Consider the following 19,350-nt stretch of genomic DNA (forward strand, 5'->3'; position numbering starts at 1 on the left):
TAACATTTGCCCAACACACATTTGTTAAAACATCCATATAGATTACATAAAAACTGTTAAATTAACAGCGATTTTTTTACTTCCAACGATAGCACATATCTCATTACGTTAAAGTTATGTTAGCATTATTGTAAATATACAACAATGGAGGTTAAATATATGAATAATGTAATCAAAAGACCAACGCCACCGTTTAATAAACAGACAGCTTTAGAAAAAGTGAAATTAGCGCAAGATGCATGGAATACCAGAAATCCTGAAAAAGTATGTCTTGCTTATACACAAGATTCACAATGGAGAAATCGTAGTGAGTTTTTTGAAGGTCGAGAAGCAATCAAATCCTTTTTATATAGAAAATGGCGCAAAGAACTTCACTACAAGTTGATGAAAGAATTATGGTGTTACACCGACAACCGTATTTCAGTTAGATTTGAGTATGAATGGTATGATGCCTCTACAAATCAATGGATGCGTACACACGGCAATGAACATTGGGAATTTAATAATAATGGCCTCATGACGAGAAGAGATATGAGTGCAAATGATTACCCAATCAATGAACGTGATAGAAAATATTGAGTTCACTTTACCTAACAATTGCAACTCATAAATAATAAATACTTGTCATTTAATATATTCTCAACTTAATATGAGTACAGACATAGTACAAGGTTAGTAATATCGTTTCAAAACGCATAAAGACGATTGTGAATTTTCATTCAAAACACAAATAAATTCAAGCGAAAGTTTTTCGAAAAATTGTATCAATAACAAAGCAAACGCCAATTTCAATTGAAATTGGCGTTTGTGTATGATCAAACTACAATAATATCGTGTTTCTCTAACCTTCTGATTTATTTTGAATCGTTTGCTATATGTTTTAAAATCTCATCTGTTAATGCCTCTACACCTTTTGTTTCTAAATGAATACCATCTGGCGCAAAATATTCTGTATGATCTTCAGAGCGTTTGTACCAATCAATAAGCGTTACATTTTTATGTGCTTTAGCGGCATCTGCCATCAATTTATTCACGTGACCTTCATAACTTCTCGGAACGCGTGTATTCACTAAATAAATTTGTGCATTTCCGAATTTATTGATTAACGTATCTAATTGTTCTTTACTAAAGTCACCATTTGTACCTAGTTCTAGCACAATTTTATCGGAACTTTTATTATATGATTGATAGTGTTTTTCTACAAGTGGTGCAACATCATATAAATTACGTCCAACCTCACCATCAATTTTTGCGTTGGGCACCCTTTTTTTAAAATTTTCACCTATATCAACCATCACTGAATCTCCAATAAGCAATGGTTTAATATTTGTATATATTTCTGATTTTGTCGTTTTTTTAGAATTTGATTTATCAAAAAAGTTTACTTCATCAATTGGTATAGGCCGCACTAATTGTTTATCAAATTCATCTGTTTTAAACGTTGTTTTTTTATCCGTAATCATATCTTTCCCTAATTTATCAAAGCTACCAGCTAAAACAAATAGGCTTGGAATCATAAATATTAATAAAATAGCTGTTCTTACTAATGGTAATTTTTTATTTAATTTTATAGAAAATGCTTTAAAACCTTCTTTTCTAAAAGGTGTTTCAATATAGCGATACGAGAGTTCAGCTAAAATGATTGTCAATATGATATCTAAAAAGTACACATAATTCGGTAATTGCCCAGCAACATAATATGAATGTACAAAACTAATAACTGGAAAATGCCATAAATACAAACTATAAGATCTCTTACCAATAATAACAAAAATAGGATTACCGATAACTTTAGCAAAATAACCTGATGGATGAACAGCACTCATTATGACAAATAACGTCATTGCAGATATTAAATAAAATCCACCGTTATAAATCCAATCACTATTATCATTAACTTTATAAAAAAGTAAAAGTAAGATAGAAATACCAAAAACACCAATACCATCTATGATATGCGTTAGTGTCTTTTGAGGATTTTTCTTCAACTTAAATGGCGGCCATAAAAACGCTAGTATAACACCCAATAACATTGTTTGAAGTCTCGTATCTGTACCAAAATAAACTCGAGAATGAGACATATGCGGTTGTGAAATGATAATCATCACAAGTAAAGAAATTAATGAAATTATCCAAAATATCAAAACAACATTGCGGTATTTTTTTAATGCTAATAAAAGGAATATAAAAAGGATTGGGAATACAATGTAAAATTGTTCTTCAATTGCTAAGGACCATAAATGTTTTAATGGCATAAAAGCAAATTGTTCAAAATAATTTACATCTGAAGCGATGTACCACCAATTAGAAAAATAAAAAATTGCTGCTATTGCATCCTTTTTTATATTAACAATTTCTTCTGGTTTTAATACCAATGTTGCTACTACTACAACAAATACTAAAGTTAGTACTGCAGGTATCAATCTTTTGAAACGTCGTACCCAAAAGTTTTTTAAATTAATTATCCCTGTTTCTTCATATTCTTTTAAAAGTAAGCTAGTAATTAAATATCCAGAAATAACAAAAAATGTATCAACACCTAAAAATCCACCAGTTAACCATTGCTTATTTAAATGGTAAATAATAATACCAATTACTGCAATTGCTCTTAAACCATCTAAACCAGGCATATAGCGCGTGTTACGTTTCACACGATTATTTTCAAGATTATTGTTCATTTCCCCACAAACTTTCCTAAAATTACGTAAACATCTAATTTATTCACCTAGCTATTGTAATATTAATGTAATACAACTGCAATTATTTTAATGAATTGAACGATAGAAATAAAAAATTTTAAAATAGCCTGACATAAAGCGTCCACATGTTTTCTAAAATTAAAAAAACTAGCTTAAGTTAGCAATACATATTCAAACGTATTGTTACTTAAACTAGTTATCTATCTTTTATTAACCTATGCCAAGCGCAATTTTAGCATAACGTGACATCATTTCTTTACTCCATGGCGGACTCCAAACAATATTTACTTCTGTATCTGAAATCTCAGGAATTTCTGCTAAGACCATTTTTACTTGGTTCATAATCTGTGGTCCAAGCGGACAACCCATAGAAGTTAATGTCATTTCCACTGTACATAAGCCTTCATCATCAACATCTACATTATATACTAAACCTAAGTTTACGATATCGATTCCTAACTCAGGGTCAATTACCATCTCTAAAGCATTTAGTATGCTATCTTTTAATCCTTCATCCATACATTTCACCTCTTCGTATTTAATCATACTAACAATATATCAAATATCTTACAAAACGCCAATAAAATGCTATGATATTCATACATCATTTATTAAATTTAAAGGAGATTTACATGAGTTCTTATTTAATTTGTTTAGACTTAGACGGAACACTGTTAAACGATGACAAGAAAATTACACCTTATACTAAAAAGGTTTTAACTACATTACAAAAGCAAGGACACAAACTAATGATAGCAACTGGCAGACCATACAGAGCCAGTCAAATTTATTATCATGAACTAAATATGAATACACCTGTAGTTAATTTTAATGGTGCTTTCGTGCATCATCCAAAAGATGATCATTTTAAAAATAAACATGAAGTACTAGATTTAGACTTATCACATGAGATTATTCAGTCACTAAACAACTTTGGTGTTTCCAATATTATTGCTGAAGTAAAAGATTATGTCTTTTTAAATAATTTTGACCAAAAATTATTTGATGGTTTTTCAATGGGAAACCCTAAAATAGAAACCGGCGATTTACTTAATTCTTTAAGTGAATCACCTACTTCAATTTTAGTCGAAGCTGAAGAGTTTATGATTCCTAGAATTAAGCAAATGCTTACACGTTTCTATGCTGAAAACATTGAACACCGAAGATGGGGCTCACCTTTCCCAGTTATTGAAATCGTAAAACAAGGTATTAGTAAAGCAAGAGGTATAGATTATGTAAAATCCTATTTAGATGTGGATAGAAATCATATTATTGCATTTGGTGATGAAGATAATGACTTAGAAATGATAAAATATGCCAAACATGGCATCGCTATGGAAAATGGTTTAGATGAACTAAAACATGTCGCAAATCATGTAACTTATTCAAATAATGACGATGGTATTGGTCGCTATTTAAATGATTTTTTCCATTTAAATTTATCTTATGAAACAGTAGTAGAATCACATATTTAATCATTAAATTTATAGGGGGCTATATACTATGAATAAAATTGTAGTGGTTGGGGCTGTTGCTGGAGGTGCAACCGTTGCTAGCCAAATCAGAAGATTAGACCAAGAGAGTGAAATCACCGTTTTTGAAAAAGATAGAGATATGAGTTTTGCTAACTGTGCACTGCCTTATTATTTAGGAAATGTCGTAGATTCTAGAGACAAAGTATTAGAAGCAACGCCAGAGTCTTTCTATGATTCTAAAAAGATTGTTGTTAAGCCCTATCACGAAGTAACTGCAATTAACGACAAAACTCAAACAATTACCGTTTTTAACAAACAAGACAAGACGACGTTTGAAGAAGACTATGACACTTTAATTTTAAGCCCTGGCTGTAGCGCGAATTCTTTAAACTTAAACAGTGATATCAGTTTTACATTAAGAAACATGGAAGATACTGATGCCATTGAAAACTTTATCGAGCGACAAAACGTTAAAACAGCACTTGTCGTTGGTGCGGGATATATTGGATTAGAAATATTAGATAATTTACATCATAGAGGGATTGATAGCACATTAATACATCGTTCAACTCATGTGAACAAATTAATGGATAGTGATATGAATCAACCCATTTTTGATGAAATGAAAGCAAGAGATATCAACTATCGTTTAAATGAAGAAATTGTAAAAGTGAATGGTCATGAAGTTCTTTTTAAATCTGGTAAAGTTGAACACTATGATTTGATTATTGAAGGGATTGGCGTTAAACCTAATTCAGAATTCATTCAATCATCAAATGTAACTTTGGACAGTAAAGGTTACATTCCAGTAAACGATCAGTTCCAAACGAACATTGAAAACATTTATGCTTTAGGTGATATTATTACTTCTCATTATCGTCATGTAGACTTAAATGCACATGTACCTTTAGCATGGGGTGCTCATAGAGCAGCAAGTATTATAGCAGAACAACTAGCAGGAAATACTTCTGTACACTTTAAGGGTTATTTAGGCGCAAATATTGTAAAATTCTTTGATTATACCTTTGCCAGTGTTGGCGTAACGCCACAAGAATTAGATAACTTTGATTATGAAATAGTAGAAGCTAACCAAGGAGAACATGCAGGTTATTACCCAGGAAATACTAAGTTACATTTACGTGTCTATTTCGATAAATCTAGCAGACGTATCATTCGTGCTGCTGCTGTAGGAAAAAATGGCGCTGATAAACGTATAGATGTTTTATCTATGGGCATGTTGCATAAATTAACCATTGATGAACTTACTGAGTTCGAAGTTTCTTATGCTCCACCTTATAGTCGACCAAAAGATATTATCAACATGATAGGCTATAAGGCGCGCAATAAATGATTTTTAGGAACTAATTCAGAGATAGAAATCACTTCATATTGATCTATTTTGTTAATTGATTTATTCAATATAATAAACACCACCACTGTATAATATATATTATACTATTTTCAGATTAATGGTAGCAGTGATTTGGGCCGTCTCATGCTGGAAACGCACTAGCCGAAGACTACAGGCTAAGGCAGTGCCCGTGGAAAGCGTGCACAAAAAAACTGCCAACAAAGTCAGAGACTTGGTCGACAGTCTGAGCGGAGACAATTTAATGTCTCCGTTTTTTTTACATACCAAACATTTGAGTGATTGGGCCTTGCGGTAAAATAACACCAATAATCATAGTAATTATAATTAATGCAATCGTGCCCCACATCATACCATTGCTTGATTGTCCTTTTTTTCGTTTTGTAACTGTAACTTCCATTAACGCAACTACAGCAACACCACATATCATTTTCAATGTTAATAACATGTGTCCGCCTGAATTTCCATCACCAAATGCTTGAATCCAAATCCAAAATCCTGAAATTAAGACTAAAACCATGAATAATCTTAATAGCATATGAATTGGTTTAAAATAAGGTGTTGCACCTTGTTTTTCTGAGAAATTAAAGTAAGCTGCGAAAAACAAGATAATTAATAATACCCAACTTGCAATATGCATATGTAACATATATGATACCCCCACACTATTTTTACTTTTTATAAAAAATATAAATACATAATTGCTTTTAATTACAAAACTAAAAGCGTACTTCTCTAATCATACTGAAAAAGTATATGTTTTTCAAAAAAAGTTCTGCACTTCACATTTTATCTTTAATTTCAATTTAAAGCAATATCACTACTTTATTTCAAAAAAATTAGGCTAACTTTATTATCATTAGCCTAATTCGTTTATTTTTATTTTTCTGATATGAAATTTGTTAAAGTACCAATATTATCAATCGTTACTTTTACTTCATCACCTGGCTGTAAGAACTTAGGAGGTGCCATACCTGCACCCACACCAGCTGGTGTACCAGTAGCAATAATATCACCAGGATGTAATGCTACATATTTTGAAATCTCTTCAATCAATTCATCGATTTTAAGAATCATTTCTCCTGTATTACCATCTTGGCGAATTTCATTATTTACTTTGGTTACAATATTTACATCTTCAGGAGTTGGTAATTCATCTTTTGTTACAATATATGGACCAACTGGGCAACCGCCAGTTAAACTTTTAGATAAGAATGCTTGGTCCTGTTCGTTTTGAGCTTTACGGTCAGTAATGTCATTAATAATTGTATAGCCATATACATAGTCAAGTGCTAAAGCTTTAGGAATTTTTTCACCTGATTTACCTATTACAATACCTAGCTCACCTTCATAATCTAACTGATCTGTAATATCTTTATGGTTTGGTATTACACTATTATCACCCGTTAACGATGAAGCTGCCTTTGTGAAGACGTATAAACGTTGTACCTCATGATTCAATTCACTTGCGTGGTCTTGATAGTTACGTCCAAAAGCAATCACATTATTTGTTGGCGTTACTGGAGGTAAAAACTCAATATCTGTAAATGCAACTTTATATTCTTCAGCTCTGCCGCTATCTTCTGCCGCTACGACTGCTTTACGTACTTGTTCTTGGAAATCTAATATTTGGTTTTGTTGAAGACCATTCAATAATGTCTTAGGATGAAAGTCTCCTTCCGCAAAATCTGCAAAGACTTTTTTCAAGTCCCAAGCAGCTTCTTCTCTTTTAACTTTCACACCATAAGATGTCTGTTCATTATGTCTGAATGATAAAAATTTCATTCAATATCAGCTCCTCATCTATATCTTATTACATATTATAACTATATTTAGTAACAAATCACAAATAAATACCCATTATTTTCAAAAAATTCAATAAACACCTTCTTGGATATCGCATCATTATTTTAAATAAGTCACTTTACGCCACAACCATTCAATAGGTCCATATCTATAAAATTTCAGATACATATAACAGAAAATAAGTTGCAAACTATATACAATAAATACGATAATATAAGATTCATAAAGTGGCAGCTTATTATAAAAACCTAAGCCTACAAAAATAAATGTAAAAATAAAACTTTGCATTAAGTATACTGTTAAACTTAATTTTCCTGGATACTTAAAAATACGCACTACTTTAGAAAACTGGTTAAATTGACAACAATAAATAAACAATAATATGTAACTAAATGCTACAAGCGGACCACCAATCATAGCGCTAATGATAGCAAAAGCTTGGTTTCCATAATCAATTACATATGGCATTTTAAAAGCATATCCTACAACTAACATAACAAATACGTATAAAATATGACGATGACGACTTTGATTGGATTGTACTTTTTCAATCAAGTTGTATTTTTGTGCTGCCATTCCTAAGAACACATACGGTAAAAATTCAAAATATGCAGAAAAAGTTACTGTATCTATAATATTATAGATATTTTCAGCAACATTTATTTTTAAATAGTTAAAATATTCACCACTTTGCTTTAAGTTGACGATTTCAGAAACATTATATCCGCTTATGTTAATAGTACTGTATGGATCATCGAAGAGTGTCACTAAAAAAGTAGGTAAAATCAAGATAAATACTTTTATTACATACAAAACAATTCCTATCTTAAAAAGTTGCTTTGCATTTTTTTTAATAAATAATACTGCAATCATCCCAGTAAATGCATAGCTGAATAAAATATCACCTGAAAAAAGTAGAAAACCGTGTAATGCACCTAATATTAATAAAAATATTAATCTCCTATAAATAAAAGGATAGTATTTCATTGACCTTTTTAGACTATGCTTATACATTATGGCTAAACCATAACCAAATAAAAAAGTGAAAATGGGATAAAAAGAACTAATTACAAAAAGCGTAACACCTCTTAATAAACTTTCATCTATACCCTTCATTAAATCAGGAAGAAATGATTCTTCATATGGCAGACTAAAAGTCAAAATATTCATCAATACAATGCCTAACAAACTGAACCCACGTAAAGCATCCAATTCAAATATTCTCTGCTGTGTCGACACTGTTTAGCACTCCTTTATCAAAGCATTATTTTATCGACTTATCATCTATTGAAAGTTGACCAAACTTAAAGAAATATAGATAGCCTTTAACAGATTCACCAAGGATGGTCTGTAAGGTGTTTCTATAATATTCCATTTGTATTTTATAACGGGTGCGTAATTGATTTCCGACTTCTTCATCTGACATATGCAAACGTCTATTAAAAGCATCTGTTTTATAATCAACGAAGTAATATTGATCATCTGTAATAAAAATCAAATCAATCATCCCTTGAATAATTGATGCATCTGTTTCTACATCTTGCAACTGGTCTACCTTTGCTTGATTAACAACGAAAGGTAATTCTCGATAAATATAATCACTTTGCGCTATCGTAAGATACAAATCGCTTTCAACAAATTTATGAATATCTTCAAATTGAATATCAGCTTTTGCATCTTTAGGAATGATAGATTTAACAATTAACTGCTCAACCAATGCTTCAATTTCTTCTGAAGTTAACCTTTCTTGTTTAAAAGGCAAATGCTGCATTACTGTATGCATTAATGTCCCAACTTCATTTGCTTTTCTTTTAGTTTGATGACTTAAAAATGCAGGTCTTTCGTATGCAGTAGTACCAATACGATACTGTCGAACTCTATCATAATTTGTATCCGCTTGTTCCGTTTCTAATTGTCGTTTTAATTCAGAAACAGACTGTTTTGAAGGTTTTACCATGGCTTCCTGATATGGATAGACGTAACTTAATTGTTGATGTATTTGTGTTTTTAAGGTGTCATTGCCACTATTCATATTCTCAATGTCACTAACAGTTCGCTGTTCATTATCTGAAATAACTTGTTCTGAAGCAACATCTTCATAAAATTCTGTAGTCAATTTCACATAAGGTTTCATCGTAGCATCAATATCATCTATCGATTGCTCGAATCGCATTTCACTTGGTAATGACGATGATTGATATTTTGCTAGTATTGGATATATCATATCAATCGGTCTTTGGGCTGTAATTCGATAACTTACTGGTAAATGTGTTTCCGAGACAGAAACCTGCTCAAGTTGTGTTAATTCTTTCTCATCTTTAACACGACCAATCAAAAATAATTGTTCCTTAGCACGCGTCAATGCCACATAAATCAATCTCATCTCTTCTGAAACCATTTCTTTTTCTGCGATTGCTTTCAAAGTGACTGAAGATAATGAAGGATACGCTAAATTTGACTCAACATCGTAATACGTCATACCAAGTCCATAATTTTGGTTTAAGATTACAGGTTTGTGTAAATCGTCTCTTCTAAATTTACGTGATAAACCAGAATAAATAACAAATGGAAACTCTAACCCTTTACTACTATGAATTGTCATCATTCGCACAACATCGTCATTAGGACCTATAATATTTTCTTCGCCGAAATCTTTTCCGCGATCCATAAGTTCATCAATAAACCGAATAAATTGATATAAGCCGCGAAAACTAGAATTTTCAAATTCTACTGCTTTATTAAACAATCCATATAAATTCGCACGTCGACCTTTGCCACCAATAAGTCCACTAAAATATTGAATAACATAATGATCATTGTAAAATTTATCAATAAGTTGATATACAGGATGATTTTGACTGTAGTCTTGATACATAGCTATATCATTTAAAAATGATTTTAATTTTTTGACTAGTTTTTTATTGGCAACATCATTATCCATATAATGTTGTATAGATTGGTAAAAATAATCATCATGAGGACTAAACACTCTAATGTTTGATAATTCATCTTCTGTAAATTGATAAATAACGGAACGCATTAAACCAACTAAATAAATATCTTGTAACGGGTTGTCAATTGTTCTTAAAAAGGACAATATCAATTGTACTTCTGTTTGTTCAAAATAGCCTTCCTTACTATTCACATGAAACGGAATATTATGATCTTTAAATGCTTGTTGTATTTTTCGCGCTTGCCCATATGACCTTTCTAAAATAACGATATCTTTGTAATTAGGCTTTCGATATTGTTGTGTTTTAATATCATAGATTTCATGATTATTCATTATTTTTTCAACTTGTTGCACAATGTATTCTGCTTCTTGTTCTGAACCATTTAAATCAGAAGATGCATCTTCTACTAACATATTTAAATTCACATCATGTGGCTTGTTGTCAAAGGGAGCTCCATAATACAATTGTGCTGCATCATCATAGTTAATCTCTCCTACAGATTCATCCATCATATGTTTAAATAAGTAATTAGTTGTTGTTAACACTTCTAATCTTGAACGGAAATTTTGAGATAAATCTATACGTAAACCATATGATGAACCATCTTCAGTAAAGCGATTATATTTTTCGATAAACAAACTAGGATCTGCTTGTCTAAATTTATAGATCGACTGTTTTACGTCCCCTACCATAAATAAGTTGCCATCATGTTCTGCACCACGTTTAATACAAGACAAAATCTTTTCTTGTACTCTGTTTGTGTCTTGATATTCATCTACTAATATTTCTTCGAACTGTTCACGATAAGCTTGTGCAATGATTGAAGGTGAACCATCATCATTTGTTAAAATTTTCAAAGCAAAATGTTCATAATCTGAGAAATCTAAAATATTTCGACTGCGTTTTTTTTGATTAAAAAGTGTTATGACATCTTTGGTAATAAGACTAAGATAAGCTACTCTAGGTGCTAAACGTTGCATATCTGCTTTTAGATTTTCTGAAGATCTTGAAAAATAATCATTTTTAACTTTTGACACTAATTTTTTATAATTATCATAATATGCTTTACCATCGTCATAAGCATCTATCATCATTTCATTCGCTTCTTTAATCTTTTTATCTTTTCGAGGAAATGTTTTTTCGAATTCGTGTTGCACGATTGTTTCATGATTTATATGGCCATTTTCCATAGCTTTAGCTAAAAATTGTTGTTCTTTTTCGATAACTGCAATTTGCTTATCTACTTGCTCAAGCATCATAAATAAATCATAACTTTTATTTAATGACTCTAACGCTGACTCCATAAATATCATAGCCAACTCATTAAGCAATTTTAATAATGCTTCCTGTTGTGCTTTATCTTTATATGGTGTTGAAAGATGACTTAACCAATTCAAAGGATCGGGATTAGCAACACTAAAGAAATACATTTTTTTTACAATATCTCTAAGTTGCTCATCATTTCTATCTGAAGACAATTGTTCAGTCAAATCAACAAAATGAGGATCTAATATATCGTAATGTTGTTCTAAAACTTCATCAATGGTTTGTTCAAGTAGCAAAATATTTTCCGCTTCACCACTTGTTTTAAAGTTTGGATCAATATCTAATACATCGTAATGTTGCTGAATTAACTTTAAACAAAAACTGTGAAGTGTAGAAATTTGAGCTTGATGAATTTTAATGCGTTGATTCTTTAGATGTGTATTATCAGGTGATTCAATAAATGCTTCTTGAATACGTTGGTCTACGCGTTGCTTCATTTCTCTTGCACTAGCATTAGTAAATGTTACGACTAATAAACGATCTACGTCGATTTTATCTCTAAGAATGCGTTGAATGATACGTTCAACTAAGACCGCTGTTTTACCAGAGCCTGCAGCTGCTGCTACAAGTATATCTTGATCTTTTGCAAAGATACTTTTCCACTGATTATCGGTCCACCTTGTATCAGCTGGTTTTACAGGAATCTCACTTATCATTCTTCTTCCTCACTTTCTAACTCCAAATTTTGTATCGCTTCAATTGGGTTAATTGTTTCATCTACAGTTCTATAGCGTTTACTATCAATCATGCCATCAACATGACAGACTGGTTTATAGCTACAGAAATCACATGGCAGTGTTTGATTATATTTCATGGGTGCTACTTCTGTATGACCGTCCATAATATTAGATGCTGTTTCTATAAAATTTTGTTTATTATGCTGGATTAATTTGTAAATAGTCTTTTCGTCCGCAACTTTACTATTAGACTTAATACCACCGTCTTTTTTCAAACCTAAAGGTACAATATCTGAATTATAGCTTGGTTCTATTCGAGTATCGAAAGCGTCTAATACTGCTTCATCACTATTTAATAAGCCACTTAATTTAAAAGATTGAATAAATTCTAAATCTCTTTTCGTCTCATTTAATTCATTCCAAGCAAGTTTTATACGTGGTTCATGAACATGAAAATACAATAACCCACCTGGTTTAGTCATATTAGTTAGCCCGAGTCTAGATTTATTTTGTAATACAATATCCATATAGGTCATCATTTGCATTTGCATACCATAATAGACTTTTGTTAAATCTAAAGTTCCACTATATTTTGATGATTTATAATCAATAATATTTACAAAACTTTCATCTCCATGGTTATACGTATCTATCCGGTCAATTTGTCCTCGAATATTGATAGGAACCCCTTGTGTTGTTTGTAAAGGCTGAGCATATAGCTCTTGATTGTCCCTTGGTTTTTTTCTGAAGCTAGCTTCAAAGCGTTGCGGCGTAAATTTACTGTAACTACCTTGATATTTTAACGCAGTTAAAGTTGTTTCTACTATTGAACCTATGCGCTGTGACAAATAGCGATAATAAGCTGTTGAATTTAATAAATTAAATTGTATCTCTGGGAGAATTTCAGATAATGCGTCACTCGTTAATTTTTGAATTTGCTTTACGTTTAAATTTTTGAAGTCACCATTAATTTTTTCAGAGATAAATTTTAATACTTGATGGAATATATCACCTAAATCAAAGTTTTCTAGTTTATATTTTGTACGTTCATTAAGTCGTAAACCATGTGAAGCAAAGTGTTTGAATGGACATGATTGATACCCTTCAAAACGTGATACGCTAGCATTAATGGTCGTACCATATAAATCTTTTGATAATGCTTCACTTAATTGTACTGTTTTATTATCGTAAGTGAGTGCTGATAATAAATAACTAAGTCCCGTATTTAATTTCTCATCATCTCTCATAACTTGATATGTATCTAACCATGTATCTGCGACAATTTCTTCATCAAGCCACGCTTTGAGTGATTCAAATAATGCAATTTTTGTTTGATGTGGATGTTCCATTAATGTTAGTGGATTTGCTTGATGTTGACGATGGATGTTTTGTACTTCAAGATTTGTAAACAGTTGCTGAATTTGACTTAAAAATGGACTTGCTTCTTTTTCATCTCCACTTGCGCCCATTAATGAATACGAGAATGTCACTTCTGAACGTCCTCTCGTCATAGCAATATAGCATACAAATGCTTCATCCATTTGTAATATGTCTGATGTTGGACTTAATTCAATCGCAGATTGTTCTTCGAAGTATTTTTTCTCTTCATCTGTAATTAAGCCTGAAGCACTAACAGTCTGAGGTAAAATACCGTCATTTACACCAACTAAATACACATGCTGCTTATTATCAACTTTTGCTAGGTCCATGGTACCAATGCTAACTTGATCAAGTGTTTGAGGAATCATTACAAATTCCAATTGATCCAAACCAATATCTAACAACTCTAAAAATCTACTTTTTGTTAAATCTTGAGTACCAAATACTGTCACTAAATCATCTAATGTTTGAATAAAACCGTGCCATATTTGATCAATTTCTTCTGCTTTACGGTGTTCGCCTTCAGCGTCTAACGTATCACGTTCTGTCATTAACTGGCTCGGTAAATCAAATGATTCGATTGCTTCGTAAAATGCCGTTGCAAAATCAACAGCTGTTGTTGCATTAGCCATTTGATTTTCAAAGCGCATAATTTTATCTATCACATCTACTTTTAATTGGATGACCCTCTCAAATGTTTCACGTTCTTCTTCTGTTAAAGGTTGTCGTTTTAAACCCATTTTTCTAAATTGTTCAATTTGGAAATATTTATCATCTATCCAACGTTTTCCATAAATACCACGTTCTAATACAAAATTTTCTAAAATATCAATTAAGTATTGGCTGTCTTTAAATTTTTTAGTTAAAATATTTGTTTTAAACAAACGCATGAGCGGTTCAAAGTTCCAATTTGTCTGAAGTACTTCAATTAATGAACGGAACATTTCCATTATAGGATGATGTGTCATTGATGACTTCACGTCAATATTATACGGGATGTCATATTGGGGTAAAATAGATTCCATTAAATATGCGTATGTCTCATCTCTATATAAAATAGCAATATCTTGAAACCGTCTACCCAATTCACGATTTTCTTTTAGAATGCGTCTTGCAACTTCATTTATTTCTTCTCGCATCACTGATGATTCTATGATAGAGATGTGTCCTTTTGACGCAATGGGTTCAAATTGCAATGCATTAAAGTTTTGTTCCAAATGTTTTAAATCATCGTGAATGAATCTTTGTTGTTGATAAAATTGCTTAATATTTAAATCAATATTTAATTCACTTGCGATATCTTGCATATGTGTTAAAGATTCTGATGGCTTTCTAAATAAACTAAAAACATCTTTATCTCCATCAGTAGTTAAAGCAACCGTAACTTTTTTAGTATTTTGAACTAATGACCGAATGATTTGATATTCGATTGTAGAAAAGTTATGAAATCCATCAATGTAAATCTCAGCACGTTGCAACCATTCAGACTGATTCATCACCTCAATAAATCGTTGCAAACTATCCTCAGTAGAAACATATTCACCACGAATTCTATCTTCCAATTGTTTATATATTAATGCAATGTCTTCTAATTTATGCTTAGTTCTCGTTTGTAAATGATTGGTTGCTATATACTCTTCAATATGTTGTGGTGAAACCGCATATTTCTTAAAATCTTGTATTTGTTCATATAATTTTTCACTGAAACCATAGTATTTCACTTGTGATTGATACAATTTTAACTGTGACTGATGTTGTTGAATAATGTCATAAATCATCATTTCAGTACCAACTTTGGATAACTGTTGTTCTGTTAATCCTCCAACTTCTTGAAAAACACGATGACTTAATCGTTCAAAATGGAGCACTTCAGTTCTCAAACTACCATATAATAATGGATCGTTTACGAAAGCTTGTTCTAACTGAAAAGTGTTTTGGGTAGGTGCGATTAATATAATAGGATCCCCTAATGGATTTTGTTTCATTTTCGTTTTTATTTCTTCTATTACACTGTATGATTTACTAGTGCCAGCTCTCCCAATATAAGCATTGAATTCCATTGCATACAACAACTCCTTTGATTTATATTTTAACATATTAAGCATTGTACTTTGTTTATTAGTCTATGTGATTTACCTACATTTAAGTTCATATATATTAATTAAGTACTGTATTGTTTTCATGTTTATAAAACATTTCTCAAACGGTTAACAAACCACAAATTGTACAATCGTTCTATATAGAAAAAACCTGAGACATTTGTATGTCTCAGGATATATGCATATATTATCTATTCATAACTGACATCTGGATTAAATCCAAATGTCATTTTATTTAGTGGCCAATATCTAAACGAAACTTTACCTACTACCTTATCTTCATCAATTAAACCAAATGAACGACTATCTTTACTTACTTCACGATTATCACCTAATACTAACAATTTCCCTTCTGGAATTTTGTTTTTACCATCAACTTGATTGATTTCTTTTGTTTTATAAGTACCTGTAATATATTCACCTAGTTTATGTTTTTCATTGTAATCTAAATAAGGTTCATCAACTTTTTTACCATTAACATATAATTGGTCTTTTTTATATTCAATGTTATCTCCAGACGTACCAATGATACGTTTTACATAATCTTGTTCTTTATTAGCATGGAATACAATGACATTTCCCTTTTCTAAATGTCCTAATTTTTGACCAATCATATTTACAACTACACGTTCACCATCTTTTAAGGTTGGATCCATAGAATCCCCTTTGACTGTGTATGATTTTGCAACAAAATTTGTAATCAATAATACTAACGCTACTGCGACAACAATTGACACAATCCATTCTAGTATTTCTTTTTTCACTTTTTACACCTCGTCTATTTATTTAAAGTTTACTGTGAAGTTGCTTAAAGGGTAATACCTTAAACTTACATCACCAATAATGTCTTCTTGTCGAACAAAGCCTTCTGTTCTAGAATCATTTTTTATTTCACGATTATCATTCAGTACAAAGTATTCGTCTGGTGGAATAACATCTCCTTCAGAACCTTTAATATTTCTGAGGGACAAATCATCAATACTTGACTCAGTATACCTTTCATCTACTTGTCTGTCATCTCTATACAATTGATTATTTTTAAAGGTTATAGATTGGCCGGGCTTCCCGATAATTCTACCAATATGTACATCGTCACCTTTATGGTACATGATGATATCGTTTAGCTTTAACATGTTAAAAGTTGTTTTGATTTTATTAACAATCACACGATCGTTTTGTTTCAACGTCGGCGTCATACTTTTATCTTGTATAACTGCTCCTGTAACAATAAAAGTCTGAATCAATATTACAATAATAATCGCAAATATTATAGAAATCAAATGTTTTACTATCTTACCCAAATTGTCACTCCTCTGGAGAATGCATAAAATATCGTTCAAGTTTTCTACCTATAAACCAAACGACAATAATAACAATAATAATGATAATCAACCTTAACGGCTCTGTAAATAGTGTCGTAATATCATTACCTAACCATCCAATCAAACCGATCATTACCAATTTCGAACTGAACAATACTACAAGATAAACGTGTGCTCTGATATGCGACAGGCTTACTACCAAGTTCACTAATGCACTTGGTGTAAATGGAAAACATAATAGGATAAAAATAGGGATAACCCCTTTTCTATCTATAAAATGAATTAACCTCTGAACTGAGGTACGTTGCTGTAGCTTTTTCATATAACGTGTATGGTTCAATCTGCGGAAGCCTAAAAATACAAGATAGCTCCCTAAAACAGTACCCAACCATGCTAATAATGTTCCCATCCACAATCCGAACGCATTCACATTAACAATCACAAATACAATAATAGGTAGTACTGGGATAAAAGCTTCAATAAAAGGCAATAAAAACCCTACGATATAACCTAAACTGCCAAATAAATCAAACCAATACTGCACTTGTTCTTGAGTCATTTCATCAGTCCCTACCATTGTTAGTCAACGATAATTATAAGTGTATTATAGCGATTTTAAAACAATTATGTATGCTTTTGTACAAATATCAGTCTCAAGTACCAAAAAGGTTAATGACATCTCACAGAAATGATGATGTGCATTGATAAAATAAGGCACATACAAAAAATGATTCCCGCCTGATTAGTGCGGAAATCATTTTGTCAGTCATTTTTTAAATTAATAAATAGATAAAATTATAAACGTTTTTCTAATGCTTCTTTTTTATCTTCAAAACCTGGCTTACCTAATAACGCGAACATATTTTGTTTATATGCTTCTACGCCTGGTTGGTTAAACGGATTGACTCCAAGTTGGTAGCCACTCATCGCACAAGCCATTTCAAAGAAATAAACAAGATAACCAAATGTTTCTTCATCTAATTGAGGAACATTAATCACTACATTCGGTACGCCTCCATCAGTATGTGCTAATAAAGTACCTTCAAAGGCTTTAGTGTTCACTTCATCAATTGTTTTGCCTGCTAAATAATTTAATCCATCTAAGTTTTCACTATCTTCTTCAATAGTAATGTTATGTTTCGGTGTATTTACTTTGACAACCGTTTCGAATAAGAAACGACGGCCCTCTTGTACATATTGTCCAAGTGAGTGTAAATCAGTTGTATAGTTTGCACTGGATGGATAGATGCCCTTGTAATCTTTACCTTCTGATTCACCAAATAATTGTTTCCACCACTCGTTGAAATATTGCATTGAAGGTTCATAGTTTATTAACATTTCAGTGTCATAGCCTTTTGCATATAAAATATTACGAATACTAGCGTATTGATAAGCAATATTATCTTCTATGTTTTCAGAAGAAAGCTCTTCTCTAGCTTTAGCAGCACCGCCCATCATAGCTTCAATATCAATACCTGCAACAGCTATTGGTAATAAGCCTACTGCTGTTAAAACGGAGTAACGGCCACCAATATCATCAGGAACTACAAACGTTTCATAGCCTTCATTTGTTGCTAATTGTTTTAAAGCACCTTTTTCTTTATCAGTAGTTGCAAAAATACGCTGTTTGGCCTCTTCTTTACCGTATTTATTTTCTAAGATTTGTTTAAATAGTCTGAATGAAACTGCTGGTTCTGTTGTTGTACCAGATTTAGAAATAACATTAACTGAAAAATCTTTACCGTCTAAATAATGAATTAATTCTTGTGTATATGTCGAAGATAAATGATTACCTACAAAGACAATTTCAGGATATTCATCACTATTTCTAAAAGCTGGTGTTAACATTTCAATTGCAGCACGTGCACCTAAATATGAACCACCAATACCAATCACTACAAATACATCTGAATTTTTTTTAACACGTTTAGAAGCTTCTAAAATACGTGAAAACTCTTCTCTATCATAATTAATAGGTAAATCAATCCAACCTAAGAAGTCACTACCAGCACCTACTCCTTCATGAATTGTGTTATGAATTGATTTAACAATATCTTTTTGTTGCTGTAATTCATGTTCGCCGAAAAATTCTAAAGTTTTACCATAATCTAATTGAATATGAGTCATCTAAATTGCCTCCAGTGTTTTTGATTTCATATATATTTTACTAAGTTTATTTTGACTATTCAAACAACTAGCCTATAAAACAAGATTTTTTATAAATATTTTAGCTTATTCTTTTA

Annotated in this window: 14 protein-coding genes; 3 read left to right on the forward strand and 11 right to left on the reverse strand. The window is 31.4% G+C overall.

What is annotated here, in order from left to right; genetic code table 11:
• Positions 1 to 159 precede the first annotated feature (159 nt).
• Complete coding sequence (locus tag KA824_RS08745; RefSeq protein WP_107384887.1) at positions 160 to 579, forward strand: nuclear transport factor 2 family protein; 420 nt, start codon at positions 160 to 162, stop codon at positions 577 to 579.
• Positions 580 to 854: 275 nt separating this feature from the next.
• Here the strand turns inward: KA824_RS08745 and KA824_RS08750 are convergent, their stop codons facing one another.
• On the reverse strand, positions 855 to 2,678 hold the full coding sequence (locus tag KA824_RS08750; RefSeq protein WP_181187547.1) for an acyltransferase family protein: 1,824 nt from the start codon (positions 2,676 to 2,678) through the stop codon (positions 855 to 857).
• A gap of 231 nt (positions 2,679 to 2,909) precedes the next feature.
• Positions 2,910 to 3,218 carry a metal-sulfur cluster assembly factor gene (locus tag KA824_RS08755; protein ID WP_019469047.1) on the reverse strand — a complete coding sequence of 103 codons (309 nt, stop codon included), beginning with the start codon at positions 3,216 to 3,218 and terminating at the stop codon, positions 2,910 to 2,912.
• A gap of 113 nt (positions 3,219 to 3,331) precedes the next feature.
• Between KA824_RS08755 and KA824_RS08760 the strand changes: the two genes are divergently transcribed.
• Entirely contained in the window at positions 3,332 to 4,174 is an 843-nt protein-coding gene (locus KA824_RS08760; protein WP_107386141.1) for a Cof-type HAD-IIB family hydrolase, read from the forward strand.
• Between the two features lie 28 nt (positions 4,175 to 4,202).
• Entirely contained in the window at positions 4,203 to 5,525 is a 1,323-nt protein-coding gene (locus tag KA824_RS08765; protein WP_107385282.1) for a CoA-disulfide reductase, read from the forward strand.
• A 277-nt stretch (positions 5,526 to 5,802) separates the two neighbouring features.
• Here the strand turns inward: KA824_RS08765 and KA824_RS08770 are convergent, their stop codons facing one another.
• The 9 genes from KA824_RS08770 to KA824_RS08810 all read right to left on the reverse strand — a co-directional run bounded on the left by KA824_RS08770 (position 5,803) and on the right by KA824_RS08810 (position 19,234).
• Positions 5,803 to 6,192 (reverse strand): YisL family protein, encoded by a 390-nt coding sequence (locus KA824_RS08770; protein WP_019469044.1) that lies wholly within the window; start codon positions 6,190 to 6,192, stop codon positions 5,803 to 5,805.
• 230 nt (positions 6,193 to 6,422) lie between these two features.
• Positions 6,423 to 7,328, reverse strand: coding sequence for a fumarylacetoacetate hydrolase family protein (locus tag KA824_RS08775; RefSeq protein WP_107504543.1), 906 nt, complete (start codon positions 7,326 to 7,328; stop codon positions 6,423 to 6,425).
• Between the two features lie 120 nt (positions 7,329 to 7,448).
• Entirely contained in the window at positions 7,449 to 8,588 is a 1,140-nt protein-coding gene (locus KA824_RS08780) for a DUF418 domain-containing protein (RefSeq protein WP_181187548.1), read from the reverse strand.
• 25 nt (positions 8,589 to 8,613) lie between these two features.
• Positions 8,614 to 12,285 carry a helicase-exonuclease AddAB subunit AddA gene (addA, locus tag KA824_RS08785; protein ID WP_107384473.1) on the reverse strand — a complete coding sequence of 1,224 codons (3,672 nt, stop codon included), beginning with the start codon at positions 12,283 to 12,285 and terminating at the stop codon, positions 8,614 to 8,616.
• Positions 12,282 to 15,746 (reverse strand): helicase-exonuclease AddAB subunit AddB, encoded by a 3,465-nt coding sequence (addB, locus tag KA824_RS08790; RefSeq protein ID WP_107384474.1) that lies wholly within the window; start codon positions 15,744 to 15,746, stop codon positions 12,282 to 12,284. The genes addA and addB overlap by 4 nt, the downstream gene beginning before the upstream one ends.
• Positions 15,747 to 15,976: 230 nt before the next feature.
• Complete coding sequence (lepB, locus tag KA824_RS08795; protein WP_107384475.1) at positions 15,977 to 16,549, reverse strand: signal peptidase I; 573 nt, start codon at positions 16,547 to 16,549, stop codon at positions 15,977 to 15,979.
• An 18-nt stretch (positions 16,550 to 16,567) separates the two neighbouring features.
• The gene (gene lepB, locus KA824_RS08800) at positions 16,568 to 17,086 is read right to left on the reverse strand and encodes a signal peptidase I (RefSeq protein ID WP_107384476.1); all 519 of its coding nucleotides are present in this window, start codon (positions 17,084 to 17,086) and stop codon (positions 16,568 to 16,570) included.
• 4 nt (positions 17,087 to 17,090) lie between these two features.
• Positions 17,091 to 17,666 carry a TVP38/TMEM64 family protein gene (locus KA824_RS08805; protein WP_107384477.1) on the reverse strand — a complete coding sequence of 192 codons (576 nt, stop codon included), beginning with the start codon at positions 17,664 to 17,666 and terminating at the stop codon, positions 17,091 to 17,093.
• Positions 17,667 to 17,902: 236 nt separating this feature from the next.
• The gene (locus KA824_RS08810) at positions 17,903 to 19,234 is read right to left on the reverse strand and encodes a glucose-6-phosphate isomerase (protein ID WP_210133257.1); all 1,332 of its coding nucleotides are present in this window, start codon (positions 19,232 to 19,234) and stop codon (positions 17,903 to 17,905) included.
• Positions 19,235 to 19,350 lie beyond the last annotated feature (116 nt).

The organism is Staphylococcus sp. GDY8P198P (assembly GCF_017891615.1).
Lineage (GTDB): Bacteria > Bacillota > Bacilli > Staphylococcales > Staphylococcaceae > Staphylococcus > Staphylococcus cohnii.

Excerpts from the sequence above, each read along its gene's own strand:
- KA824_RS08745 (WP_107384887.1), top strand. The coding sequence starts at position 160 with ATGAATAATGTAATCAAAAGACCAACGCCACCGTTTAATAAACAGACA.
- KA824_RS08750 (WP_181187547.1), bottom strand. The coding sequence starts at position 2,678 with ATGAACAATAATCTTGAAAATAATCGTGTGAAACGTAACACGCGCTAT.
- KA824_RS08755 (WP_019469047.1), bottom strand. The coding sequence starts at position 3,218 with ATGGATGAAGGATTAAAAGATAGCATACTAAATGCTTTAGAGATGGTA.
- KA824_RS08760 (WP_107386141.1), top strand. The coding sequence starts at position 3,332 with ATGAGTTCTTATTTAATTTGTTTAGACTTAGACGGAACACTGTTAAAC.
- KA824_RS08765 (WP_107385282.1), top strand. The coding sequence starts at position 4,203 with ATGAATAAAATTGTAGTGGTTGGGGCTGTTGCTGGAGGTGCAACCGTT.
- KA824_RS08770 (WP_019469044.1), bottom strand. The coding sequence starts at position 6,192 with ATGTTACATATGCATATTGCAAGTTGGGTATTATTAATTATCTTGTTT.
- KA824_RS08775 (WP_107504543.1), bottom strand. The coding sequence starts at position 7,328 with ATGAAATTTTTATCATTCAGACATAATGAACAGACATCTTATGGTGTG.
- addA (WP_107384473.1), bottom strand. The coding sequence starts at position 12,285 with ATGATAAGTGAGATTCCTGTAAAACCAGCTGATACAAGGTGGACCGAT.
- addB (WP_107384474.1), bottom strand. The coding sequence starts at position 15,746 with ATGGAATTCAATGCTTATATTGGGAGAGCTGGCACTAGTAAATCATAC.
- KA824_RS08805 (WP_107384477.1), bottom strand. The coding sequence starts at position 17,666 with ATGACTCAAGAACAAGTGCAGTATTGGTTTGATTTATTTGGCAGTTTA.
- KA824_RS08810 (WP_210133257.1), bottom strand. The coding sequence starts at position 19,234 with ATGACTCATATTCAATTAGATTATGGTAAAACTTTAGAATTTTTCGGC.